Genomic DNA, 23,923 nt, shown 5'->3' with positions numbered 1-23,923 from the left:
CCCGTGAGGCTCTGTTCCCTTGACCTGATGGCCGCTGATTGCCGCTAATGCTGTTGATGGCCGCTGATGCTGCTGACGGCCGCTGATCGCTGTCACTTCCGATGCGGCGGCCGACACCGGTCACCGCTCACACGAAGCCGTCTCCTCACGCCCGCCCCGTCATGGCCCACCCCCTCCCAACAACCCGTCCGCGAGCCCGATGACGACCGGCAGCACGCCCACGGTGATGAAGGCCGGCAGAAAGCACAGCCCCACCGGCGCGGTGACCATCACGGCTGCCCGGCGAGCCCGCTCCGTCGCCGAGCGGCCCCGATCGGCGCGGGCCTCGGCGGCCAGACGGGCCACAGGGGCAGCCGCCGGTACGCCGGACTCGTCGGCGCGTTCCAGCAGCCTCGCCAGTGCTCCGGCGCCCGGCAGGGACGCCAACGCACGCCACGCCTCGGCCGGCTCACCCCCGAGCCGTGCCTGTGCCGCACCTCTGGCCAACCGCTCGCCCACCGGTCCGCCGAGGGCCTCCCCCACCGCCTGCGCGGCCTTCACAGGGCTGGCTCCGGCGGTGATGCAGGCGGCCAGCAGGTCGGCGGCGAGCGGCAGTTGACGAGAGGCCTCCGCCGCGTCGTACGCGTCCGCCACGTCGCCGCCCGCGCGCCGTTCCCTCCGCAGCCACAGCCACGCCCCGACTCCTGCGGCCGGACCGAGGACCAGCCCGAGGACTCCACCGACGAGCACCCATCCGGCGCAGACGGCTCCGGCGACCGGGAGCCACCGCCGTACGGCGCCCCGGCGCACGCGGCTCCGCCGGGACGGCCCGGCGGCGAGGGTGAGCACCGCGGCCAGCCGGGCGCGCAGCCTGCGTTCACGCCGTGCGGTGTCGAGCGACCGAGCCAGCCACCACAGCCCCCCGATCGCACAGACGGCCATCCCCAGCCTGTGGACGCCCTCGCCGCTCACGCCGCCTCAGCTCCCCGCACGATCCGCAGCGCCCACCACAGCCCCGCGCCCTCCAGCACCCCGCCGACGAGCAGACAGCCCAGCCCTGCCGTGCTGTGCAGCACCACGCGCAGAGGATCGGCGCCGAGCGCGGTCCCCAGCAGAAGGCCCAGGACCGGCAGCCCGGCGAGCATCACCGCCGTCGAGCGGGCGCCGGCCAACTGGGCGCGCAGGTCGGCCCGCTGGTCCCGCTCGGCGCGCAGGGCGCCCTCCAGCCGGTCGAGCCCGGCGGCGAGGCCCGCGCCCCGGTCGACGGCCACCCGCCAGCACGCGGCGAGTCCCAGCAGCCCGTCGGCCCCCGGCTGCCGTGCGGCGTCCGCCAGGGCCCCCGGTACGTCGCCGCCGAACCGTGCCGCCGCCAGCACCACCGCTTCGGCGTCCCCCAGCCCTGCGGAGTCCCGCGCGGCCCGCGCCAACGCCTCACCCGGCTGCCGCCCGGCCCGCACCTCACCGGCGACCGCCGAGCACAGCGCGACCACCGCATCGCCCCGCCGCTGCCGGGCCCGGCTCTCCTCCGCCACCCGGCGCACCCGCCGCAGCAACGGCACAGCGGCGGCCCCCGCGAGGACCGGCAGTACCGAGGCCCCCAGAACAGCGATCGCCAGTCCGGCCACCGGGGCCCACCACTCGGCCCCCAGCCGCCGCACCCGGCCGATCGCCCGTGCCCAGGGCGGCGGCCCCACCGGCCCGCCTCCCGCCAGCAGCAACCGCGCCCGCCGGACCCCGGCGCCACCCTCTTCACCCGACATCCAGCCCGCCGCCCCAGCACAGGCGACGGCCACCACCCCGACCGACATCTCCCCGACCCCCGTCACCACCGCCCGCTCCTCTCCGGTCCGTCCACCCCGTCCGGGTCCGCGCCGCCCCGCAGCCCGTCCCGGAGCAGCCCCCGCAGCCGCTCCCAGCCCCGCTCGTACACGAACGCCTCCTCGCCCCAGCGGAGCGCCGGCACGGTCACCACCAGCCCCGACGCGTCCCTCTCCAGCACATGCACCTCCGCGATCCGCCGTCGCCCGTCCCGGTCCCGTACGAGGTGCAGGACCACCGACAGCGCGGCCGCCACCTGGCTGTGCAGCGCCGCCCGGTCGAGCCCGGCGGCCGTACCGAGTGCCTCCAGCCGGGCCGGTACCTGGCCCGCGGCATTGGCGTGGACCGTCCCGCACCCGCCCTCGTGGCCGGTGTTGAGCGCGGCCAGCAGGGCCACCACCTCGGCTCCGCGCACCTCGCCGACCACCAGCCGGTCCGGGCGCATCCGCAGCGCCTGACGCACGAGGTCCTGCAGTTCGACCAGGCCCACGCCCTCCTGGTTGGCCGGTCTGCCCTCCAGCCGCACCACGTGCGGATGGTCGGGCCGCAGCTCCGCCGAGTCCTCGGCCAGCACGATCCGCTCGCCGGGGTCGACCAGCCCGAGCAACGCGCTCAGGAGCGTGGTCTTGCCGGTCCCGGTCCCGCCGCTGATGACGTACGACAACCGGGAGCGGATCAGCGCACTCAGGACGCGGTCGCCGCCGGGTGGCACCGTGCCCGCCGTCGCCAGCTCGGCGAGGGTGAAGGCGCGGGGCCGTACGACGCGCAGGGACAGGCAGGTGGAGCCGACGGCCACCGGTGGGAGCACCGCGTGGAGCCGGGTGCCGTCCGGGAGCCGGGCGTCCACCCACGGTCGGGCGTCGTCCAGCCGCCGTCCGGCGACGGCCGCCAGGCGCTGCGCGAGACGTCGTACGGCGGCCGCGTCCGGGAAGGAGATCCCGGTCAGTTCGAGCCCGCCGCCCCGGTCCACCCACACCCGGTCCGGCGCGGACACCAGCACATCGGTGACCGAGGCGTCGGCGAGCAGCGGTTCCAGCGGGCCGCTCCCCACCAGCTCCGACCGCAGCCGCTCGGCCGCTCCGAGCACCTCGGCGTCCCCGAGCACCCGCCCCCGCTCCCGCAGCGCCTGCGCGACCCGCGCGGGCGTCGGCTCGGCACCGCTCTCGACGAGCCACTGACGCACTCCGTCCAGCAGGCCCTCGTCGGGCATCCCGCTCATACGCCCACACCCCCGATCGACAGCCACGGCCGCGTCCCGGCCACCAGCGGGTCTCCGCCGCCCGGCGGTGGCCGCCCCGGCGCGTGTTCAGGCATCCGTGTCACGCCGCCTCACCCCTGACCGCGACCCGCTCCCAGAAGCCCTCGCAGAACCGCGCGAGCGGTCCGCGCGGGGTGCCTCCCGGCGGTTTGGCGCCGTCCGGCAGCCCGGCCTCGGTGGGTACCTCGCCCGCGAGCGGAAGCCCCAGCAGGCGGGCCACCTCGTGGTCGCCGAGGCCGGGGGCGTACGGCCCGCGGACCGCGACGCGGAGGTCCCGCAGCACCATGCCGAAGGCGGAGGCCACGCGCGAGGCGGCGGCGACGGCGCGCAGTTCGGCGGGGACGACCAGGAGGGCCAGGTCGAGCTGGGCGAGGGTCTCGGCGACGCCCTCGTCGATGCGGCGCGGCAGGTCGACGACGACCGCTCCGCCGCGCCGCCTGGCCGCGGCGAGGACCGCCCGTACGGCCTGGGGCGGGACGGCGACGGCGTCGCCGCGATCCCAGCTCAACACGCGCAGGGAGTGCAGTTCGGGCAGCGACTCCTCCAGGGCTCCGCCACCGACCCGGCCGCGCGAGGCGGCGAAGGCGGGCCAGCGCAGTCCGTCGGCGCTCTCACCGCCGAGCAGCACGTCCAGGCCGCCGCCCAGCGGATCGGCGTCCACGAGGAGCGTGCGGGTGCCCTGCCGCGCCGAGGTGACGGCGAGAGCGCAGGCCAGCGTGGACGCGCCGGCACCGCCCCGGCCGCCGATCACGCCGACGGTGAGCGCGGGCCTGCCGACGCCCTCCGCCACGTCGGCGATGCGGTCGACGAGCCACTGCTCGCCGTCGGGCAGGATCAGGACGTGGTCGGCGCCGATCTCCACGGCGCGTTGCCAGACCCCGGAGTCGTCCTGGTCCTTGCCGACGAGAACCACTCCTCGTCTGCGCGCGGCCCCGCGCAGCCGCCGTGCCGCGTCGTCCCCGACGAGCACGAGCGGTGCCGTCTCCCACCGGCCGCGGCCCTCGGGCACCCCGTGGTGGACCTCCGGCCGGGCGCCCGCCGCCGCGCACAGGCGCAACAGGTCGTCCAGCAGTTCCACGTCCTCGGTGACGATCAACGGCCTGCCCTGCCGCCCCTCGGCGGCGGACGGCCTGTCGTCGGTGATGGCTCCCGCCACGATTCCCAGCCCCCTTCGCTGCGTCGACCCGTGCGCTCCGCTTCCGGGCGCACATGCCAAGTCCTGTGCAGGGACCGGCGATCGGCCGCCATTCGGGCGGCCGACGGATACCGGACCCACGCATCCCGGAAACGGAACGGACCTTGAAGGGGCCGCCGTGGGGACGCGCTGCAATCACGGTGCGGCGATCCCGGAAATCATGTGGATCTTGGTCGATTTCTGTGGACAACCGGATGTCTGTGAATATCGCCGTCACCCGAACAGGCGACTCCGGAACGACTTCCACAGCGCAGCCCACCGACTACGGACGGTGACATATCCTGTGCTGGTACACAGGAAAGCCCACGAGGGCAGATGCGGGCCTCGCGGGCTGGGGCGGGGAGGGAGAAATGCATGCGGACATGCGACGACCCCCACCGGGGGGGAGAGTGGGGGTCGTCTTCACGGCCGACTCGGGGGGGGAGGAGCCGGGCCGCGTTAGCACGGTCGCGAACGATCCGTGACTTCCATGGTGTACCCGAGAGCCTTCTCAGGCAAACCCACACGCCCCACACTAGCCCGAATGGCGGGCGCATATGCTCGGCCCCGTGGAAAACCACTCCTTGCCCCGCACAGCGGCCTTCTTTGACCTGGACAAGACGGTCATTGCGAAGTCGAGCACGCTCACCTTCAGCAAGTCGTTCTACCAAGGCGGCCTGATCAACCGCAGGGCCGCCCTGCGCACGGCATACACCCAGTTCGTGTTCCTCGCGGGCGGCGCCGACCACGACCAGATGGAGCGGATGCGGAAGTACCTGTCCGCACTGTGCCGCGGCTGGAACGTCCAACAGGTGAAGGACATCGTCGCCGAGACCCTGCACGACCTGATCGACCCGATCATCTACGACGAGGCCGCCTCCCTCATCGAGGAGCACCACACCGCCGGGCGGGACGTCGTCATCGTCTCCACCTCCGGCGCCGAGGTGGTCGAGCCGATCGGCGAACTTCTCGGCGCGGACCGGGTGGTGGCCACCCGGATGGTCGTCGGCGACGACGGCTGCTTCACCGGTGAGGTGGAGTACTACGCCTACGGTCCGACCAAGGCCCAGGCCGTCCGGGACCTGGCCGAGTCCGAGGAGTACGACCTCGCGCACTGCTACGCATACAGCGACTCGGCGACCGACCTGCCGATGCTGGAGGCCGTGGGGCACCCGCACGCGGTGAACCCCGACCGGACGCTGCGCAGGGAGGCTCTCGCGCGCGGGTGGCCCATTCTCGACTTCCACCGCCCGGTGCGCCTCAAGCAGCGCCTGGCCGTACCGCCCCGCCCCGCTCTGCTCGCGGCGGCCGCCATAGGCGCCGCGGCGGCCACCGCGGGGCTCGTCTGGTACGCCAGCCGGCGCCGGGTGGCGACCGCCTGACCTGCGGACGGCATCACCCCGGCCGATTCACCCTGTTTGAACCTAAAAGTAAAGAAGCACATCAAGGGGTTCCGCTTGCCCGGATCCTGGAGTAGAAAGGATTCAAGGCCCGCGAGACCAAAGGACATCCGAGAGGATCACCTTTAAAAACTCATTTTGGCCCCACGGACCTAGCATGAACACCAGGCACCCACGCGACGTCGACCCGTCGATTACGGGCCAGCCGCACCAGGTCACGGGCCAAGTTCCCGGCCTGATGGGCATATATCGAGGACGCTTGGTAACCGGGTGAACATGCCAGCGGCGGTACGAATTCTCGTACCGCCGCAACCCTTTTCCGGGGGTTCTCCGCACTCCGACTTCGCGGCCTTCTACGCCGCTCCGCGCTGCAGCGCCTCGCACACCGCCGTCGACTCGCGCGCGCCCAGTTCGATGGCCCTGCCGCAGTGGGCGATCCAGGCGGCCATGCCCTGCGGGGTACCGGAGACGTAACCGTCGAGGGCGGCCAGGTAGGCGGCGCGGCCGAGTTCCGCGTGGCCGACCTCCGCCGGGCAGACCGACTTGGGGTCCAGGCCGCTGCCGATCAGGACGATCCGCTCGGCCGCGCGCGCGACGAGGCCGTTGTGGGAGCCGAAGGGCCGCAGGGCGAGCAGTTCGCCGTGGACGACGGCGGCGGTCACCAGAGCGGGGGCCGAACCGCCCTGGATGATCAGCCCGGAGAGCCCGTCGAGACGCCCGGCGACCTCGGCCGCACCCGGCAGGGCCAGTTCGACGAGGGGCTCGTCGACCGGCTCCCCGTCCTGCCGCGGCCGCCCCACGCGCGCGTCGTCGTGGCCGGCCGCCACCAGATGCAGCCGCGCCAGCACCCGCAGGGGCGACTGCCGCCAGATGGACAGCAGCTGGCCCGCCTCGGCGGTCAGCCGCAACGCGGCCCCCATGGCGCGGACCTCGTCGTCACCGTCCTGGCCGCTGAAGTCCGTGCGACGGCGCACCTCTTCGAGGGCCCAGTCGGCGCCGGACAGTGCCGCCGAGCCGCGTGCGCCGCGCAGGGCCGCCTCGGAGGTGACGGCGTTGCTCCGGCGCCGCATGACGCGGTGGCCGTACACGCGGTCGACGGCCTTGCGCACGGACTCCACGGACTCGGCCACGCCGGACAGCTCTCCCAGGGCCGCGAGCGGATCGGCGGCCGCACCTGTCGTACTCATGAGTACGACTCTACGCGCACCGGCCGCCCACCCCTCGAAGGAGTGGTCTTCCCTCGCCGCGCGGACACTCCTGGCACTCACCCCACTACCGTTAGTGAACATGAAAATTGCTTTCGTCGGGAAGGGCGGGAGTGGCAAGACCACGCTGTCCTCCCTGTTCATCCGCCACCTCGCCGCCTCCGGAGCCCCGGTCGTCGCCGTCGACGCCGACATCAACCAGCACCTGGGCGCCGCTCTCGGTCTCGACGAGTCGGAGGCCGCCGAACTGCCCGCGATGGGCGACCGGCTGGCGCTGATCAAGAACCATCTGCGCGGCTCCAATCCGCGGATCGCCTCCGCCGAGACGATGATCAAGACCAGCCCGCCGGGCGACGGCTCCCGGCTGGTGCGGATCTGCGAGCCCAACGCCATCTACGACGCCTGCGCCCGCCCGGTGGAACTCGACGGCGGGGCCGTCCGTTTGATGGTCACCGGCCCCTTCACCGACGCCGACCTGGGGGTCGCCTGCTACCACTCCAAGACGGGTGCGGTGGAGCTGTTCCTGAACCATCTGGTGGACGGCCGCGACGAGTATGTGGTGGTCGACATGACGGCCGGTTCGGACTCCTTCGCGTCCGGCATGTTCACCCGCTTCGACATGACGTTCCTCGTCGCCGAGCCGACACGGCGAGGAGTCTCCGTCTACCGCCAGTACAAGGAGTACGCCAGTGACTACGGCGTCGCCCTGAAGGTCGTCGGCAACAAGGTCCGCGCCGACGACGACCTCGACTTCCTCCGCGCCGAGGTCGGGGAGGACCTGCTGGTGACCTTCGGGCACTCGGACTGGGTGCGCGCCCTGGAGAAGGGGCGCCCGCCCCGTTTCGACCGCCTGGAGGAGGCCAACCGTCAGTCCCTGCGCACCCTGCACGAAGCCGCCGACTCCACGTACGAGCTGCGCGACTGGGAGCGCTACACCCGGCAGATGGCGCACTTCCACCTGAAGAACGCGACCAGTTGGGGCAACGAGAGGACCGGGGCCGACCTGGCCTCGCAGATCGACCCCGAGTTCGTACTCACCGAGGGAGTCGCGGCCAGGGTCTGAGCCGCACGGCAGCACCGACCCGGCCCCCGGCCCCCGGCCTCGATCCCGACTCCGGCTGCGACTCCTGCCATGGCTCCGGCCACGGCTGCGACTCCGGCCACGGCTACGACTCCGCTCACCGCTTCGGATCGGCTCCCGCCCCGCGCCCCTCCGGCCTGGCCGCCGGAGCCCCGGGGACACCCTTCGGGGCCGGTGCCGATCCATCGGACAGGAAGCTCTTCCAGCCCTTCTTCGGCGCCTGCCCGACCCTCAGGGTGCTCAGCCTGTCCAGGACCTCCGGGTCCTGGGCGTCGAGCCAGTCGGCGAGCTGCCGGAAGGAGACGCAGCGCACGTCGGCCTTGCCGCAGACCGCCTCGATGGTCTCCTCGACGGCACGCATGTAGACGCCACCGTTCCAGGACTCGAAGTGGTTGCCGATGATCAGGGGCGCACGGTTGCCCTCGTAGGCGCGCTCGAAGCCCGCGAGCAGACCGTCGCGGAACTGGTCGCCCCACTGCCCCTGTCGGCCCGCCGCCCCGGCGCGGGCCCCGGACTGGTTCACGTAGAAGTTGTAGTCCATGGTCAGCGTCTCGAAGTCGCGGCCCGGGACGGGGACGAGCTGCATCGACAGGTCCCACAGCCCGTCCTTCTTCTCGGGCCAGACCTGGTCCTTGACCCCGCTGGTGTCATAGCGGAAGCCGAGTTCACGGGCGGCCCGCATGAAGTTCGTCCGGCCCTCCAGACAGGGCGTGCGGGCGCCGATCAGCTCCTTGTCGTAGTCGAAGGGCAACGGCTCGGCCTTCTCCGTGCCGGTGTTGGTCTTCCACGCCTTCACGAACGACTTGGCCTGGGCGATCTCGCTCTTCCACTCCTCGACCGACCACTCGCCGACCCCGCCGCCGGCACCGCAGAAGTGGCCGTTGAAATGGGTGCCGATCTCATTGCCCTCCAGCCACGCGCCGCGCAGCTGGTCCACGGTGTCCTTGATTCCGCGGACGTCGTTGAAGCCGATGTCCGACCTGCCCGGCGAGTGCTGGGGCGGGCGATACAGATCCCGCTTCTCCTCCGGCAGCATGTACACGCCGCTCAGGAAGTACGTCATGGTCGCGTTGTTGGCCCGCGCCACCTTGCGGAAGTGCGAGAAGAGCCGCTGGCCGTCCTCCCCCGCGCCGTCCCAGGAGAACACCACGAACTGCGGGGGCTTCTGACCGGGCTTCAGCCGTTCGGGCCTGGGCAGGTGCGGCTGCACACCGGTGTACGCGGTGGAGCCGTCGCCGATGAGACGGACCGCCGTCTTCGGCGGCGCCGGAACGCCCTCCTTCGTGGCGGGAACCCCCTGCCGCCCCTCCTTCTCGGTTCTTCCGGGACCGGTCGAGCCGGTGGTGCCTGCCGGCTCACCGAATCCGCATCCGGCGAGCGCCGCGGCACAGGTGGCGGCGAGCGTGACACCGGCGGCGATCCTCTGGGTGACGGCCATGTTCCGCCCACCTTCTTCCTTCGCTCAGGAGCAGAGCGGCCAAGGTCACACAGAGTTCCGATCATGATTAATACGACAAGCCGATGAAATGCCGCATTCATCATCGCGAGTGATCTGATGACCCATTTGCGGCTAATGTTCTTGCACATCCTTTACTCTGCATTACGATTCGTTTACTGAGCGTTGAGAATTCCCGCCACTGATACGCCGTGCCCCACGGCCGCGACCCACGCGGCCGCGTAGACCCGGAGGAGACGGGAGACCATGTCCGCCTGCGTCCCCACCCACGCCACCGACCCGGACTCGAACCGGACGGAGCGTGATCACCAACCGCACAGCCCCCCGCAGGGACCGCGTCGCCGGTTCCGTGTCTCGGCCGCCGATCTGTCGGCCTCCATCGCGGTCTTCCTGATCGCGCTACCCCTGTCCCTGGGCATCGCCCTGGCCACCGACGCCCCGCTCCAGGCCGGCCTGGTGGCCGCCGCCGTCGGCGGTCTCGTCGCCGGACGCCTGGGCGGCTCGCCTCTCCAGGTCAGCGGCCCCGCCGCCGGCCTCACCGTCGTCACCGCCGACCTCATCCACCAGTACGGCTGGCGCACCACCTGCGCCATCACCGTCCTCGCCGGCCTCTCCCAACTGGGCCTGGCCCAGCTGCGCGTGGCCCGCTCGGCGCTCGCCGTCAGCCCCGCGATCGTGCACGGCATGCTCGCCGGCATCGGCGTCACCATCGCCGTCGCCCAGCTCCACATCGTGCTCGGCGGCACCCCGCAGAGCTCGGTCAGCGCCAACATCGGCGCGCTTCCCGCCCAGTTGGCACGCCTGCACCCCGCCGCGGTCTCCGTGAGCGTCCTCACCCTCGTCCTGCTGCTGGCCTGGCCCCATCTGCCCGGCCGCGTCGGCCGGCGGCTGCGCATCGTCCCGGCCGCCCTCGTCGCCGTCGCGGGCGCCACGGCGACGGCCTCGCTCGCCGCCCTGAGCCTGCCCATGGTCGACCTGCCGTCGTGGCGGAGCCACGCGCTGGCGGGAGTGCCCGACGGGCCGGTGCTCGGCATCGTCGCCGCCGTCCTGACCACCACCCTGGTGTGCAGCGTGCAGTCGCTGCTCGGCGCCGTCGCCATGGACAAGCTGGCGGCGGGCCGGACGGACGTGGGGCGCTCGGACCTCGACCGCGAGCTGCGCGGCCAGGGCGCGGCCAATGTCGTCTCCGGCATCCTCGGCGGCCTGCCCATCGCCGGCGTCGCCGTCCGCAGCACGGCCAACGTCCGGGCCGGCGCCACCAGCCGCAACTCCACGATGCTGCACGGCGTCTGGGTGGTGGCGGCCGCGCTGTTCCTGGTCCCCTGCCTGGAGATGATTCCCCTCGCCTCGCTCGCCGCCCTGGTGATGGCCGTCGGGGTCCAGATGGTCTCCCTGCACCACATCCGCACGGTCACCCGTCACCGCGAGGTGCTGGTCTACGCCGTCACCACCTTCGGCGTCGTCGTCCTCGGCGTCCTGGAAGGCGTCGCGCTGGGCATCGCCGTGGCCGTCGGTGTCGCCCTGCACCGCCTCACCCGCACGCGCATCACCCACGGGGAGCGGGAAGGGGCCCATCACGTCCATGTGCGCGGGCAGTTGACCTTCCTCGCTGTGCCCCGCCTCAGCCGGGCCCTGCACCAGGTCCCGCAGGGGGCCGCCGCCGTCGTGGAGCTGGACGGGTCGTTCATGGACCACGCGGCGTACGAGTCGCTGCAGGACTGGCAGCACGCGCACCGGGCGCACGGGGGCTCCGTCGAGATCACCGGCCGCGCCGGCATCCGTATCGCCGAACCCGCCGGCGCCTCGGCGGCCGGCTGCCGCTGCAGGCCCTGGACACCGTGGCGCAACCACCAGTGCGAGGCCCCGGCCACCCCCACCGCGGGGACGCCCCAGGAGGTGGCGGCCGAGGGGCCGCGCGGTCATCAACTGGCGCGGGGCATCAGCGCGTTCCAGCGGAACACCGCGCCCCTGGTCCGCGGTGAGCTGGCCCGACTGGCGCGCGAGGGACAGCAGCCCTCGCAGCTGTTCCTGACCTGCGCCGACTCCCGGCTCGTCACCTCGATGATCACCTCCAGCGGTCCCGGCGACCTCTTCGTCGTACGCAATGTCGGCAACCTCGTGCCGCTGCCCGGAGAGGAGAGCGGCGACGACTCGGTGGCGGCGGCGATCGAGTACGCGGTGGACGTGCTGCACGTCCGGTCCATCACCGTCTGCGGGCACTCCGGCTGCGGCGCGATGCAGGCCCTGCTCAAGACCGATCCGCACGGCGCCCAGACCCCCCTCAAGCGCTGGCTGCGGCACGGACGGCCCAGCCTGGACCGCGCGACCGACAAGAACCGCCCCTGGGCCCGTCTGGCCGGCCGCGAACCGGCCGACGCCGTCGAACAGCTCTGCCTGACCAACGTCATCCAGCAGCTGGAACATCTCAGAGCCCACGACTCCGTCGCCCGCGCGCTGCGCGAGGGCGCGCTCGAACTGCACGGGATGTACTTCCACGTGGGCGAGGCGCAGGCGTATCTGCTCACCGAGGAGGCTCCGGACGGCGGAGTCTTCGACCAGGTCGCCGGAACGACCGGGACGGCCGACCCGGCCGAGACGGTTCTGCACGACACGCGCGCGTGAACCGATCTCCGTCGGGGTCCGTGGGAACGGGTGGCGTCCTGACCGCAGGGGCGCCGCCCACAGGTCTAAACCAATCAGAGGAAGGCCCTTGTCATCGGGGGTCCGGGTCTGATGAGCTGTGGCCTGGGACACAACGGTCGCCCGGCAAAGCACCGTAAGGGAGATGTCGTGAGCAACGAAAGCCTGGCCAACCTCTTGAAGGAGGAGCGACGCTTCGCGCCGCCCGCTGACCTGGCGGAGAACGCCAACGTCACGGCCGAGGCGTACGAGCAGGCCAGGGAGGACCGGCTCGGCTTCTGGGCGGCGCAGGCCCGGCGGCTGGCCTGGGCCAAGGAGCCGACCGAGACGCTGGACTGGTCGAACCCGCCGTTCGCCAAGTGGTTCGCGGACGGCGAGCTCAACGTCGCGTACAACTGCGTCGACCGGCATGTCGAGGCAGGCAACGGCGACCGGATCGCCATCCACTTCGAGGGCGAGCCCGGCGACAGCCGGGCCCTCACCTACGCCCAGCTCAAGGACGAGGTGAGCAAGGCGGCGAACGCCCTGCTGGAGCTGGGGGTCCAGGCCGGAGACCGGGTCGCGGTGTACATGCCGATGATCCCGGAGACGGCCGTGGCCATGCTCGCCTGCGCCCGGATCGGCGCCGCGCACTCCGTCGTGTTCGGCGGTTTCTCCGCGGACGCGCTCGCGACCCGCATCCAGGACGCGGACGCGCGTGTGGTCATCACCTCCGACGGCGGCTACCGGCGCGGCAAGCCGTCCGCCCTCAAGCCCGCCGTGGACGACGCGGCCGACCGCGCCGGCAATGTCGAGCACGTCCTCGTCGTCCGCCGCACCGGCCAGGACGTCGCCTGGAACGACTCGCGTGACGTGTGGTGGCACGAGATCGTCGACCGGCAGAGCACCGAGCACACCCCGCAGCCGTTCGGGGCCGAGCACCCGCTGTTCATCCTGTACACGTCCGGCACGACGGGTAAGCCCAAGGGCATCCTGCACACCTCCGGCGGCTATCTCACCCAGACGTCGTACACCCACCACGCCGTCTTCGACCTCAAGCCGGAGACGGACGTGTACTGGTGCACGGCCGACGTCGGCTGGGTCACCGGCCACTCGTACATCGTGTACGGGCCGCTGGCCAACGGCGCGACGCAGGTCATGTACGAAGGGACGCCGGACACCCCGCACCAGGGGCGGTTCTGGGAGATCGTGCAGAAGTACGGGGTGACGATCCTCTACACGGCGCCCACGGCCATCCGCACGTTCATGAAGTGGGGCGACGACATCCCCGCGAAGTTCGACCTCAGCAGCCTGCGGGTGCTGGGCTCGGTCGGTGAGCCCATCAACCCCGAGGCGTGGATCTGGTACCGCAAGCACATCGGGGCCGACGCGACGCCGATCGTGGACACCTGGTGGCAGACCGAGACCGGCGCGATGATGATCTCGCCGCTGCCGGGCGTGACGGCCACCAAGCCGGGCTCGGCGCAGACGCCACTGCCGGGCATCTCCGCCACGGTGGTGGACGACGAGGCCCGCGAAGTACCGGACGGCGGTGGCGGTTACCTGGTCCTGACCGAGCCGTGGCCGTCGATGCTGCGCACCATCTGGGGAGACGACCAGCGGTTCCTCGACACGTACTGGTCGCGCTTCGAGGGCAAGTACTTCGCCGGTGACGGGGCGAAGAAGGACGACGACGGGGACATCTGGCTCCTCGGGCGCGTCGACGACGTGATGCTGGTGTCGGGCCACAACATCTCGACGACCGAGGTGGAGTCCGCGCTCGTCTCCCATCCGTCCGTGGCCGAGGCGGCCGTGGTCGGCGCGGCCGACGAGACCACCGGTCAGGCGATCGTGGCGTTCGTGATCCTGCGCGGCACGGCGAACGCCGAGGACGAGGGCCTCGTCGCCGACCTGCGCAACCACGTCGGCGCCACCCTCGGACCGATCGCCAAGCCGAAGCGGGTCCTGCCGGTGCAGGAGCTGCCGAAGACCCGCTCCGGGAAGATCATGCGGCGTCTGCTGCGGGACGTGGCGGAGAACCGGCAGCTCGGTGACGTCACCACGCTGACCGACTCCACGGTGATGGACCTGATCCAGGCCAAGCTGCCGGCGGCACCGAGCGAGGACTGACCACACCCCCGTACGACCGCGAAGGGCACCCCGCGCGCGCGGGGTGCCCTTTAGCTAAGCTAAAGAACAGGTGTGCCGGGAAGTCTGGTCGGCAAGTGTTCCGTCCTGCCCAACGACCGGAGGTCCCCGTCGTGGCCGCGTCCCGCACCACACCCACCCGCAGGGTTCTCGGCCGGCTCTCCCTGCCCGAGCGGACCTTCGTGGCGGACGCGCTGCGTACCGAGACCGTGGGCGGCTGCCTCTTGCTGCTGGCCTCCGTCACCGCGCTGATCTGGGTCAACGTCCCCGCCCTGCACGACAGCTACGCGAGCGTCAGCGACTTCCACTTCGGCCCCGCGGCGCTCGGCCTCGACCTGTCGGTGGCGCACTGGGCGGCGGACGGCCTCCTCGCCGTGTTCTTCTTCGTCGCCGGCATCGAACTCAAGCGCGAACTGGTCGCCGGTGATCTCAAGGACCCCAGGACGGCCGCGCTGCCCGTGGTCGCCGCGCTGTGCGGCATGGCCGTACCGGCGCTCGTGTACGCGCTCACCAACCTCACCGGCGGCGGCTCCCTGGCCGGCTGGGCCGTGCCCACCGCCACCGACATCGCCTTCGCGCTGGCCGTGCTCGCCGTCATCGGCACCTCCCTGCCGAACGCGCTGCGGGCCTTCCTGCTCACTCTCGCCGTCGTCGACGACCTGTGCGCAATCCTGATCATCGCGGTGTTCTTCACCGACGACCTCGACTTCGCCGCGCTCGGCGGCGCGTTCGCCGGTCTCGCCGTGTTCTGGCTGCTGCTGAGGAAGGGCGTGCGCGGGTGGTACGTGTATGTTCCGCTCGCGCTCGTCATCTGGGCGCTGATGTACAACAGCGGCGTGCACGCCACCATCGCCGGGGTCACCATGGGGCTGATGCTGCGGTGCACCCGGCGTGATGAGGAGCAGCGCTCCCCCGGCGAACACATCGAGCACCTCGTGCGCCCCCTGTCCGCCGGGGTGGCGGTGCCGCTGTTCGCCCTGTTCAGTGCGGGTGTCGCGGTCTCCGGGGATGCTCTGGGAAGGGTGTTCACGCAGCCGGAGACGCTCGGGGTGGTGCTCGGGCTGGTCGTCGGTAAGGCGGTCGGGATCTTCGGCGGGACCTGGCTGACCGCCCGCTTCACCCGGGCCTCCCTCTCCGAGGACCTGTCCTGGCCGGACGTCTTCGCGGTCTCCTCCCTCGCCGGCATCGGCTTCACCGTGTCGCTGCTCATCGGCGAACTGGCCTTCGAGGGCGACCGGGTACTCACCGACAGCGTCAAGGCGGCCGTCCTCACCGGTTCGCTCATCGCGGCGGTCCTGGCGACCGTCCTGCTGAAGATGAGGAACGCCAAGTACCAGGCCCTGTGGGCCGCCGAGGAGCGCGACGACGACCTCGACGGCATCCCCGACATCTACGAACAGGACGACCCGGCGTACCACCTGCGCATGGCCGCGATCTACGAACGCAAGGCCGCCGAACACCGCAGGCTTGCCGAAGTGGCGGGCGGGGCAGGCGACGGCGACGACGGTCCGGCATGATCTGACAGGACCGTAGACAGCACCGTACAAACGCATATGAGGGAGACCCCGATGAGCGCACCCGACGGCAGCCCGGTCGGAGCCGAACGCAGTGTCGGCCAGCTGTTCGCCTCGGCGACGGCCGAGATGTCCGCGCTGGTGCACGACGAGATCGCGCTGGCCAAGGCCCAGCTGAGGCAGGACGTCAAGCGAGGCGTGATCGGCGGCGGGGCGTTCACCGCGGCCGGCACGGTGCTGATCTTCTCCCTGCCGATGCTGAGTTTCGCCCTCGCGTACGGCATCCGCACCTGGAGCGAGTGGAACCTGGCGATCTGCTTCCTGCTCTCGTTCGCGGCGAACGTACTGGTCGCCCTGGTGCTGACGCTGATCGGCGTCGTCTTCTCGAAGAAGGCCAAAAAGGGCCAGGGCCCGCAGAAGGTCGCCGCGTCGATGAAGGAGACGGCGGGCGTGCTGCAGAACGCCAAGCCGCACCCCCGTCGGCCCGCCCCGGCCGACGACGCCGTCGAGGCTGTGGCACGCTCGACGTCATGACCGACCCCGCGACCACCCCGGCCGCCCTCTCGAATCAGCCCGCGTCCCCCGTACGACTCGACGTGCCCGGCGCCAAGGAACTGATCCACCGGGACGTGGCCGCCAACGGCGCGCGTTTCCATATCGCCGAGGTGGGCGACGGGCCGCTGGTGCTGCTGCTGCACGGCTTCCCGCAGTTCTGGTGGACCTGGCGGCACCAGCTGGTCGCCCTCGCCGACGCGGGCTTCCGGGCCGTGGCGATGGACCTGCGCGGGGTCGGCGGCAGCGACCGCACACCCCGGGGTTACGACCCCGCGAACCTCGCCCTGGACATCACCGGAGTCGTACGGTCGCTCGGCGAGCCCGACGCCGCCCTGGTCGGCCACGACCTGGGCGGCTATCTGGCGTGGACGGCGGCCGTGATGCGCCCCAAACTAGTCCGGCGGCTCGCGGTGTCCTCGATGCCGCACCCGCGGCGGTGGCGGTCGGCGATGCTCTCGGACGTCAAGCAGACGTCCGCGGGTTCCTACATCTGGGGGTTCCAGCGGCCCTGGATCCCGGAGCGTCAACTCACCGCCGACGACGGCGCCCTGGTCGGCCGGCTGATCCGGGACTGGTCGGGGCCGCGCCTGCCCGACGACGAGGCCGTGGAGGCGTACCGGCGGGCGATGTGCATCCCGTCGACGGCGCATTGCTCGATCGAGCCCTACCGGTGGATGGTGCGGTCCCTGGCCCGCCCGGACGGCATCCAGTTCAACCGCCGGATGAAACGCCCGGTCCGGGTGCCCACCCTCCACCTGCACGGTTCACTCGACCCGGTGATGCGTACCCGCAGCGCGGCCGGGTCCGGGGAGTACGTCGAAGCGCCGTACCGTTGGCGGCTGTTCGACGGTCTGGGGCACTTCCCGCACGAGGAGGACCCGGTGGCGTTCTCGGCCGAACTCATCAACTGGCTGAAGGATCCCGAGCCCGACCGGTGAGCCCCTTCGGGCCCGCGTGTTGAGCCCCGCAGGGCCTGCGCGTTGAGCCCCTCCGAGTCCGTGCGTTGAGCCCCTCCGGGCCCGTCCACCGTCCGGCCGTGAAACAACTGTTCTACGAACAGTTACTTGCCCGGCGCATAGGCCAATTGGGGGGCGTGGGGGCGGTTATGGACCTTGGGGCGGGGGCACACGTCGGGGTATGGGCTGGACGCACGACTACAGTGACGCAGCACGCAACCGCCGCTCGGCCGCGGGCCTGAGCTCCCACCAGAGGGGCGCCCCGCAGTTGCAGGGCACGGATCCCCGGCTGGGAATTCCGCGCATCCTGCGCCGCCGGGCCCGCTGGGTCTCGGCCCGGCTGCGCCATTCCCGTCCCTGACCCACGCGGGGCGACCCGCACAGGACCTCACCACACCGGCTCCGCCCGGCCTCAGAGCGCGCAGCTGTCGCTGTCCACCTGCTGGTTGGCCGTACGGCCCTTGGCGATGTCCTCCTCGACCTCGTCCGCGGTGAGGGCGTAGCCCGTGTCCGGGTCGTCGAGGGACTTCGCGAAGACCACGCCGTAGACCTTGCCCTCGGGCGTGAGCAGCGGGCCGCCCGAGTTGCCCTGGCGGACGGTGGCGTACAGCGAGTAGACGTCACGGTGGACGGTGCCGCGCTTGTAGATGTCGGCGCCGTTGGCCGTGATGCGCCCCCGCACGCGCGCGGGGCGGATGTCGTACGCGCCGTTCTCCGGGAAGCCCGCGACGATCGCGTCGTCGCTGCCGGCGGCGTCCTTGGTGGTGAACTCCAGCACGGGCGCCTTCAGACCCGGCACGTCCAGTACGGCGATGTCGCGCTCCCAGTCGTAGAGGACGACCTTGGCCTCGTACTTGCGGCCCTCGCCACCGATCTGGACCGTGGGCTCGTCCACTCCGCCGACCACGTGCGCGTTGGTCATCACCCGGCGCTCGCCGAAGACGAAACCGGTGCCTTCGAGGACCTTGCCGCAACTCTGGGCGGTGCCCATGACCTTGACGATGGACCGCTTGGCGCGCTGGGCGACCGGGCTGCTCGCGAGTGCCGGGTCGGGAGGCTGGACCTCGGTGATCGGCTCGTTGGAGAACGGGCTGAAGACCTGCGGGAAGCCGTTCTGCGTGAGGACCGACGAGAAGTCCGCGAACCAGGTGTCCGCCTGGTTGGGCAGGGCCCCCGCCACACCTTGCAGCACCTTGGAGTTGCGGACCTCCTTGCCGACGGTCGGCAGCGTCGTCCCCGCGAGTGCGGAACCGATCAGCCAGGCGACCAGGAGCATGGCCACCACGTTGACCAGCGCGCCACCGGTGGCGTCCAGGGCGCGCGCCGGGGACCAGGTGATGTAGCGGCGCAGTTTGTTGCCGAGATGGGTGGTCAGGGCCTGGCCCACGGAGGCACAGACGATCACGATGACCACCGCGACCACGGCGGCGGCCGTGCTGACCTCGGAGTTGTCCGTCATCCAGTCCCAGACGACGGGCATGACGTAGACCGCGACGAGGCCGCCGCCCAGGAAGCCGATCACCGAGAGGATGCCGACGACGAAGCCCTGTCGATAGCCCACGATCGCGAACCAGACGGCGGCGACCAGCAACAGGATGTCCAGCACGTTCACCGCTTCAAGCCTCGCCTCGTCACTTCGCCATCACTACAGGCCGACCGGGGGACCGGTCCGCCGCGCGGCGACAGGGAGACGCAACAGGCCCCGGAAGACGCAGCACGGCAGCCACCCTGTCATGAGCGCCAGTCGAGCGGGACCTGCTTCTCACGGTCCCAGGGGCGCTCCCAGCCCGCGTAGTGCAGCAGACGGTCGATCACGCCGGCCGTGAACCCCCACACGAGGGCCGATTCGACCAGAAATGCCGGGCCCGCATAGCCCCGGGGGTGGACGGCGGTGGCTCTGTTGGCCGGATCCGTGAGATCCGCCACGGGGACGGTGAAGACGCGGGCCGTCTCGTTCACATCGACGACCCGGACCGGGGTCGGCCGGCGCCACCAGCCGAGAACGGGCGTCACGACGAAGCCGCTGACCGGGATGTACAGCTTGGGCAGCACGCCGAAGATCTGGACGCCCGCGGGGTCGAGACCGGTCTCCTCCTCGGCCTCGCGCAGGGCGGCGCGCAGCGGGCCGTCCGTCCGCGGGTCGCCGTCCTCGGGGTCGAGGGCGCCGCCCGGGAACGAGGGCTGGCCGGCGTGCGACCGAAGCGAGCCGGCGCGCTCCATGAGCAGCAGCTCGGGGCCGCTCGGTCCCTCGCCGAACAGGATCAGGACGGCCGACTGCCGGCCCGAGCCGTTCTCCGGCGGCAGGAAGCGGCTCAGCTGCAGCGGCTCGATCGTGTCGACGGCGCGCACGACCGGGTCCAGCCATGCGGGCAGGCCGGCTCTGTCCAGGCCCACGTGCCCGCCCCTCCTGCGGTGCCCGCTGTCGGTGTCCGTGCCGCCGTCCGTCCGGCTCGCGCGTGTCATAGCCACCCCCGTCGTTCTTCCGGTCCCAACGCCCGGGAGAGCGCTGATCGTTCCGCCTGTGCCCGATGTCCCTCGTGTGGGTGGCGGGCACCGGGGCGACGAGGGCGCGTCCCGGACCGTGTCGTGGCGTCCGTCATCCGGCCGCTCCGAGGGGCGGGGCCGGGATGCCGCCGGCGTCGAGGTAGGACTGCGGGGGCTTGAGGCGCTGGCCGGGGAAGCCGCCCTTCTCGTACTTCAGTAGCTTCCTGGCCTTCTCCGGGTCGGTCTCGCCCTCGCCGAACGCCGGGCAGAGCGGGGCGATGGGGCAGGCGCCGCAGGCCGGTTTGCGGGCGTGGCAGATACGGCGGCCGTGGAAGATCACGTGGTGCGACAGCATCGTCCACTCGCCCTTCGGGAAGAGCGCGCCGATGGCCGCCTCGATCTTGTCGGGGTCGGTCGCCTCGGTCCACCGCCAGCGCCGTACGAGCCGCTGGAAGTGCGTGTCCACGGTGATGCCCGGCCGGCCGAAGGCGTTGCCCAGTACGACGAAGGCGGTCTTACGGCCGACACCGGGCAGCTTGACCAGGTCTTCGAGCCGGCCGGGGACCTCACCGCCGTGGGTCTCCACCAGAGCCTTCGACAGCCCCATGACCGACCTCGTCTTGGCCCGGAAGAAACCGCAGGGCCGCAGGATCTCCTCGACCTCCTGCGGGTCGGCCGCGGCCAGGTCCTCGGGGGTCGGGTACTTCGCGAAGAGTGCCGGGGTCGTCTGGTTGACCCGCAGGTCGGTCGTCTGCGCGGACAGGACCGTCGCCACGATCAGCTGGAAGGAGTTCTCGAAGTCCAACTCCGGGTGCGCGTAGGGGTACACCTCGGCGAGTTCGCGGTTGATGCGACGGGCACGGCGGACGAGGGCGGTTCGGGACTCGGAGGCGGGGGCTTTGGCGGCGGTCTCGGCGGGGGCGGCCGGGGTGACGGTGGTCGCTTTCGACGAGGCCGCCTTTCGGGTCGAGGTTCTTTTCCGTGTCGGGGCCGTATTTTGTGTCGAGGCGGCCTTCTTCGCGACCGTCTTCTCCACGGCCGGGGCTGTCTTCTTTACGCCCGCGGCTGTCTTCTTTACGGCCGCTGCCTTTTGGGCGGCGCTTCGGGCGGCGGCCTTTTTCGCCGGTGCGGCCTTTTTCGTCCGGGCCGTGGCCTTCTGGGCGGAGTTCTCCGCCATTGATGGATCAGACACCTTCGTCGCCTTTGCCGTTTTGTTCGCTCCCGTGGACCCCTGTTCGCCCACAGCGGAATCGCGACGTGCAACCACCTGCCCAGCCCCCTTGGCCTGCGCTCTCACCGGCGATTTGGACACCCGGCCAGCCTAAAGCCCGGCACCGACATCCGCCCCGGGCCCAGATGATCGGCCCCCAATTGGACCCCTGACGCTTACCCCGGGACATGTGTGCGGCATCCTTGTGACAGATCACACTGTTTGGTACGTCCGGCAAGATGGGGAACACGGTCCCCTGGTAGTACGGGGAGCAAGATCCCCTGAGCAGGTCGACAAGGAGAGAACTCGTGGACGACGTTCTGCGGCGCGCCCCGCTCTTCGCGGCGCTCGATGACGAGCAGGCCGCGGAGCTCCGCGCCTCCATGAGTGAGGTGACCCTCGCGCGGGGTGACGCTCTCTTCCACGAGGGCGACCCGGGTGACCGCCTCTATGTGGTCACCGAAGGCAAGGTCAAGCTGCACCGCGCGTCGCCCGACGGCCGCGAGAACATGCTGGCCGTGCTCGGTCCCGGTGAGCTGATCGGCGAGCTGTCGCTGTTCGACCCCGGTCCGCGTACGGCGACCGCCACGGCACTGACCGAGGTCAAACTGCTCGGCCTCGGCCACGGCGATCTCCAGCCGTGGCTGAACGCGCGGCCCGAGGTGGCCGCGGCGCTGCTGCGGGCCGTCGCGCGCCGACTGCGCAAGACCAACGACCAGATGTCCGACCTCGTGTTCTCGGACGTTCCCGGGCGGGTCGCTCGTGCGCTGCTGGACCTCTCCCGGCGGTTCGGCGTGCAGTCGGAGGAGGGCATCCACGTGGTGCACGACCTCACCCAGGAAGAACTGGCGCAGCTCGTGGGCGCGTCCCGCGAGACCGTGAACAAGGCTCTGGCGGACTTCGCGCAGCGCGGGTGGCTGCGACTGGAGGCCCGCGCGGTGATCCTGCTGGACGTGGAGCGGCTGGCCAAGCGGTCACGTTGACGCGGGTCGGGTCGTCGGCCGGGGCGGTGTGCCGGCCAGAGCGGGCTGTGTGCCCGCCGGTGCCGCTCGTATGACAACTGGCCAGGGCTCGTAGCCTGCCGGTCCGAACGCACGGGCGTTCGCATGTGCGTCGATGGGGCTCGTCTCGTTCGCGAGACGGGCCCTTTTCGTTTCGCCCCGCGCCCCCGCCCCCTCCCGTCCCCCGTCTCCCGTCTCCCGAAAAAACAAGCTGCCCGCGCGTGCCGCCTCTGCGCACAGTGGCTGTATGGCCGGAACGGGGCGTGCGAGAGGGCTGGACAGTCAGGGGTACATCGAGCGGGAAGGGGCTTTGGCACGGGTCGGTGAGGACTTTCGGCCGGTGGTCGTGGCGGCCCGGGAGCGGGTTCCGGAGCTGTTCGAGGGGCGGCTGGACAGTGCATACCTCTACGGGTCGATTCCTCGGGGCACGGCTCGTCCGGGACGCAGTGACCTCGATCTGTTGCTCGTGTTGCGCGGGGACCCCGCGGAGGCCGACCGGGCGGCGGCCCGATCGCTGGACGAGGCTCTGGACGCGCGGTTCCCGCAGATCGACGGGGCCGGGACGCTGCTGGTCGGCCGGGCGCAGGTGCTCAGCGACCTGGAGAGGTACGACCTGGGCTGGTTCCTGGCCTGTCTGTGCACTCCCCTGCTCGGCGAGGATCTCGCAAGGGAACTGCCCCGCTACCGGCCGGACTCCCTCCTCGCCCGCGAGACGAACGGCGACCTCGCGCTGCACCTGCCGCGCTGGCGCGCGCGGCTCGCGGCAGCCGACGACGACGCCCGGCGGACGCTCGTCCGTGGTTGGTCCCGGCGGCTCGTCCGTACCGGGTTCACCCTCGTCATGCCCCGGTGGAACGGCTGGACCAGCGATCTGCGCGAGATGGCGCAGGCGTTCGGCGTGTACTACCCCGAGCGCGCCGCCCAGATGCGCGCGGCGGCGGTGGCCGGATACGAGCCGGGTGCCGATGTCGGCGTTCTGCGGTCGTATCTGGACGACCTCGGGCCCTGGTTGGCGCAGGAGTACGCGCGCGTGCACGGTCTCAAGGCGCCGCGTCCCGGTGATCCGTAGAGGGGTGCCCCTGGCGCCGGAGGGCCTGAGCGGCCCTGGGAGGGGCTCCTGGGGCCCGGGAGGTCCCCGAGGCCCCAGGAGTGCTTCTCGCATGGTGTCGTGCCGGAGACGGGCGCTCAGGCGCGCGGGGAGGGTCAGATCAGGCCGTGCTCGGTCAGGTACTCCAGTTGTGCCCGCACCGAGAGTTCCGCGGCCGGCCACAGGGAGCGGTCGACGTCCGCGTAGACGTGGGTGACGACCTCGCCGGGGGTGCGGTGGCCGTTCTCGACGGCCGTCTCGACCTGCGCGAGCCGGTGCGCGCGGTGGGCGAGATAGAACTCGACGGCACCCTGGGCGTCGTCCAGGACGGGGCCGTGGCCGGGCAGGACGGTGTGCACTCCGTCGTCGACCGTGAGGGACCTGAGGCGGCGCAGGGAGTCGAGATACTCACCGAGGCGGCCGTCGGGGTGGGCCACGACCGTCGTGCCGCGCCCGAGGACCGTGTCGCCCGTCAGAACGGCGCGGTCGGCCGGGAGGTGGAAGCAGAGCGAGTCGGCGGTGTGCCCGGGGGTGGGCACGACACGGAGTTCCAGGCCGCCGACCGAGATGACGTCACCCGCGCCCAGCCCTTCGTCGCCGAGCCGCAGCGCGGGGTCGAGGGCCCGGACGTTCGTCCTGGTCAGCTCGGCGAAGCGGGCGGCGCCCTCGGCGTGGTCCGGGTGGCCGTGCGTGAGCAGGGTGAGCGCGACCCGTTTGCCGGCCCTCTCCGCCGTGTGGACGACACCGCGCAGGTGGACGTCGTCCAGCGGACCCGGGTCGATCACGACCGCCAGGTCGGAGTCCGGCTCGGACACGATCCAGGTGTTGGTCCCGTCCAGCGTCATCACGGAGGCGTTCGGCGCGAGCACGTTGACCGCGCGCGCGGTGGCGGGCCCCGACAGGACGCCGCCCCTGGGCTGGCCGGGGAGGGCTGCTGCGTCGGTCATGCGGAGGTGCCTTCCAGCGGAACGGGCGGAG

General features: G+C 71.8%; 20 protein-coding genes. 10 read left to right on the top strand and 10 right to left on the bottom strand.

Annotated elements, in window-relative coordinates; all coding sequences use genetic code 11:
- Positions 1-159: 159 nt before the first annotated feature.
- The 4 genes from H4687_RS25710 to ssd all read right to left on the bottom strand — a co-directional run bounded on the left by H4687_RS25710 (position 160) and on the right by ssd (position 4,211).
- On the bottom strand, positions 160-951 hold the full coding sequence (locus H4687_RS25710) for a type II secretion system F family protein (RefSeq protein ID WP_050399541.1): 792 nt from the start codon (positions 949-951) through the stop codon (positions 160-162).
- A complete protein-coding gene (locus H4687_RS25705; RefSeq protein WP_050399540.1) occupies positions 948-1,808 on the bottom strand; it encodes a type II secretion system F family protein in 861 nt (286 codons plus the stop codon). The genes H4687_RS25710 and H4687_RS25705 overlap by 4 nt, the downstream gene beginning before the upstream one ends.
- Positions 1,802-3,016, bottom strand: a complete 1,215-nt coding sequence (locus H4687_RS25700; RefSeq protein ID WP_050399539.1) for a TadA family conjugal transfer-associated ATPase — start codon at positions 3,014-3,016, stop codon at positions 1,802-1,804. Before H4687_RS25700 ends, H4687_RS25705 begins: the two co-directional genes overlap by 7 nt.
- 100 nt (positions 3,017-3,116) lie before the next feature.
- On the bottom strand, positions 3,117-4,211 hold the full coding sequence (gene ssd / locus H4687_RS25695; RefSeq protein ID WP_046920377.1) for a septum site-determining protein Ssd: 1,095 nt from the start codon (positions 4,209-4,211) through the stop codon (positions 3,117-3,119).
- A 575-nt stretch (positions 4,212-4,786) separates the two neighbouring features.
- Between ssd and H4687_RS25690 the strand changes: the two genes are divergently transcribed.
- Positions 4,787-5,611, top strand: coding sequence for an HAD family hydrolase (locus tag H4687_RS25690; RefSeq protein ID WP_005475982.1), 825 nt, complete (start codon positions 4,787-4,789; stop codon positions 5,609-5,611).
- Positions 5,612-5,982: 371 nt separating this feature from the next.
- On the opposite strand, the gene H4687_RS25685 is transcribed toward H4687_RS25690, so the two are convergent.
- The gene (locus H4687_RS25685) at positions 5,983-6,816 is read right to left on the bottom strand and encodes a Fic family protein (protein ID WP_046914281.1); all 834 of its coding nucleotides are present in this window, start codon (positions 6,814-6,816) and stop codon (positions 5,983-5,985) included.
- A 100-nt stretch (positions 6,817-6,916) separates the two neighbouring features.
- Between H4687_RS25685 and H4687_RS25680 the strand changes: the two genes are divergently transcribed.
- The gene (locus tag H4687_RS25680) at positions 6,917-7,897 is read left to right on the top strand and encodes an ATP-binding protein (RefSeq protein ID WP_046914282.1); all 981 of its coding nucleotides are present in this window, start codon (positions 6,917-6,919) and stop codon (positions 7,895-7,897) included.
- A 115-nt stretch (positions 7,898-8,012) separates the two neighbouring features.
- On the opposite strand, the gene H4687_RS25675 is transcribed toward H4687_RS25680, so the two are convergent.
- Positions 8,013-9,353: a polysaccharide deacetylase family protein gene (locus H4687_RS25675; protein WP_046914283.1), complete on the bottom strand. Its 1,341-nt coding sequence runs from the start codon at positions 9,351-9,353 to the stop codon at positions 8,013-8,015.
- A gap of 264 nt (positions 9,354-9,617) precedes the next feature.
- Here H4687_RS25675 and H4687_RS25670 point away from each other — a divergent pair, with 264 nt between their 5' ends.
- The 6 genes from H4687_RS25670 (at position 9,618) to H4687_RS46620 (ending at position 17,524) form a co-directional block, all read left to right on the top strand.
- Positions 9,618-11,993, top strand: coding sequence for a SulP family inorganic anion transporter (locus H4687_RS25670; protein WP_046914284.1), 2,376 nt, complete (start codon positions 9,618-9,620; stop codon positions 11,991-11,993).
- A 168-nt stretch (positions 11,994-12,161) separates the two neighbouring features.
- Positions 12,162-14,120 (top strand): acetate--CoA ligase, encoded by a 1,959-nt coding sequence (gene acs, locus H4687_RS25665; RefSeq protein ID WP_046914285.1) that lies wholly within the window; start codon positions 12,162-12,164, stop codon positions 14,118-14,120.
- Positions 14,121-14,251: 131 nt separating this feature from the next.
- A complete protein-coding gene (gene nhaA, locus H4687_RS25660; protein WP_046914286.1) occupies positions 14,252-15,655 on the top strand; it encodes a Na+/H+ antiporter NhaA in 1,404 nt (467 codons plus the stop codon).
- 51 nt (positions 15,656-15,706) lie between these two features.
- Positions 15,707-16,186: a phage holin family protein gene (locus tag H4687_RS25655; RefSeq protein WP_020113736.1), complete on the top strand. Its 480-nt coding sequence runs from the start codon at positions 15,707-15,709 to the stop codon at positions 16,184-16,186.
- Positions 16,183-17,145, top strand: coding sequence for an alpha/beta fold hydrolase (locus H4687_RS25650; RefSeq protein ID WP_046914287.1), 963 nt, complete (start codon positions 16,183-16,185; stop codon positions 17,143-17,145). Before H4687_RS25655 ends, H4687_RS25650 begins: the two co-directional genes overlap by 4 nt.
- 199 nt (positions 17,146-17,344) lie before the next feature.
- Positions 17,345-17,524: a hypothetical protein gene (locus H4687_RS46620; protein WP_005475995.1), complete on the top strand. Its 180-nt coding sequence runs from the start codon at positions 17,345-17,347 to the stop codon at positions 17,522-17,524.
- 51 nt (positions 17,525-17,575) lie between these two features.
- Here H4687_RS46620 and H4687_RS25645 read toward each other — a convergent pair whose 3' ends face one another.
- The 3 genes from H4687_RS25645 to nth form a co-directional block, all read right to left on the bottom strand.
- The gene (locus H4687_RS25645; RefSeq protein ID WP_046918577.1) at positions 17,576-18,775 is read right to left on the bottom strand and encodes a MarP family serine protease; all 1,200 of its coding nucleotides are present in this window, start codon (positions 18,773-18,775) and stop codon (positions 17,576-17,578) included.
- Positions 18,776-18,894: 119 nt separating this feature from the next.
- Positions 18,895-19,626, bottom strand: coding sequence for an NUDIX hydrolase (locus H4687_RS25640; RefSeq protein ID WP_050399538.1), 732 nt, complete (start codon positions 19,624-19,626; stop codon positions 18,895-18,897).
- A gap of 133 nt (positions 19,627-19,759) precedes the next feature.
- Complete coding sequence (gene nth, locus H4687_RS25635; RefSeq protein ID WP_046918575.1) at positions 19,760-20,824, bottom strand: endonuclease III; 1,065 nt, start codon at positions 20,822-20,824, stop codon at positions 19,760-19,762.
- A 341-nt stretch (positions 20,825-21,165) separates the two neighbouring features.
- Here nth and H4687_RS25630 point away from each other — a divergent pair, with 341 nt between their 5' ends.
- Both H4687_RS25630 and H4687_RS25625 read left to right on the top strand, forming a co-directional pair.
- Positions 21,166-21,840 (top strand): Crp/Fnr family transcriptional regulator, encoded by a 675-nt coding sequence (locus H4687_RS25630; RefSeq protein ID WP_005476003.1) that lies wholly within the window; start codon positions 21,166-21,168, stop codon positions 21,838-21,840.
- Positions 21,841-22,105: 265 nt separating this feature from the next.
- The gene (locus H4687_RS25625) at positions 22,106-22,927 is read left to right on the top strand and encodes a nucleotidyltransferase domain-containing protein (RefSeq protein ID WP_225966818.1); all 822 of its coding nucleotides are present in this window, start codon (positions 22,106-22,108) and stop codon (positions 22,925-22,927) included.
- Positions 22,928-23,061: 134 nt separating this feature from the next.
- On the opposite strand, the gene H4687_RS25620 is transcribed toward H4687_RS25625, so the two are convergent.
- Positions 23,062-23,892: an MBL fold metallo-hydrolase gene (locus H4687_RS25620; RefSeq protein WP_046917962.1), complete on the bottom strand. Its 831-nt coding sequence runs from the start codon at positions 23,890-23,892 to the stop codon at positions 23,062-23,064.
- Positions 23,893-23,923: the final 31 nt, after the last annotated feature.

It is taken from the genome of Streptomyces stelliscabiei, from assembly GCF_014873495.1.
Taxonomy (GTDB): domain Bacteria; phylum Actinomycetota; class Actinomycetes; order Streptomycetales; family Streptomycetaceae; genus Streptomyces; species Streptomyces bottropensis.
The sequence above is the reverse complement of the archived record's forward strand: the minus strand, read 5'-3'. Positions and strand labels throughout refer to the sequence as shown.

Excerpts from the sequence above, each read along its gene's own strand:
- H4687_RS25700 (WP_050399539.1), bottom strand. The coding sequence starts at position 3,016 with ATGAGCGGGATGCCCGACGAGGGCCTGCTGGACGGAGTGCGTCAGTGG.
- H4687_RS25690 (WP_005475982.1), top strand. The coding sequence starts at position 4,787 with ATGCTCGGCCCCGTGGAAAACCACTCCTTGCCCCGCACAGCGGCCTTC.
- H4687_RS25685 (WP_046914281.1), bottom strand. The coding sequence starts at position 6,816 with ATGAGTACGACAGGTGCGGCCGCCGATCCGCTCGCGGCCCTGGGAGAG.
- H4687_RS25680 (WP_046914282.1), top strand. The coding sequence starts at position 6,917 with ATGAAAATTGCTTTCGTCGGGAAGGGCGGGAGTGGCAAGACCACGCTG.
- H4687_RS25675 (WP_046914283.1), bottom strand. The coding sequence starts at position 9,353 with ATGGCCGTCACCCAGAGGATCGCCGCCGGTGTCACGCTCGCCGCCACC.
- H4687_RS25670 (WP_046914284.1), top strand. The coding sequence starts at position 9,618 with ATGTCCGCCTGCGTCCCCACCCACGCCACCGACCCGGACTCGAACCGG.
- H4687_RS25655 (WP_020113736.1), top strand. The coding sequence starts at position 15,707 with ATGAGCGCACCCGACGGCAGCCCGGTCGGAGCCGAACGCAGTGTCGGC.
- H4687_RS25650 (WP_046914287.1), top strand. The coding sequence starts at position 16,183 with ATGACCGACCCCGCGACCACCCCGGCCGCCCTCTCGAATCAGCCCGCG.
- H4687_RS46620 (WP_005475995.1), top strand. The coding sequence starts at position 17,345 with ATGGGCTGGACGCACGACTACAGTGACGCAGCACGCAACCGCCGCTCG.
- H4687_RS25640 (WP_050399538.1), bottom strand. The coding sequence starts at position 19,626 with ATGACACGCGCGAGCCGGACGGACGGCGGCACGGACACCGACAGCGGG.
- nth (WP_046918575.1), bottom strand. The coding sequence starts at position 20,824 with ATGGCGGAGAACTCCGCCCAGAAGGCCACGGCCCGGACGAAAAAGGCC.
- H4687_RS25625 (WP_225966818.1), top strand. The coding sequence starts at position 22,106 with ATGGCCGGAACGGGGCGTGCGAGAGGGCTGGACAGTCAGGGGTACATC.
- H4687_RS25620 (WP_046917962.1), bottom strand. The coding sequence starts at position 23,892 with ATGACCGACGCAGCAGCCCTCCCCGGCCAGCCCAGGGGCGGCGTCCTG.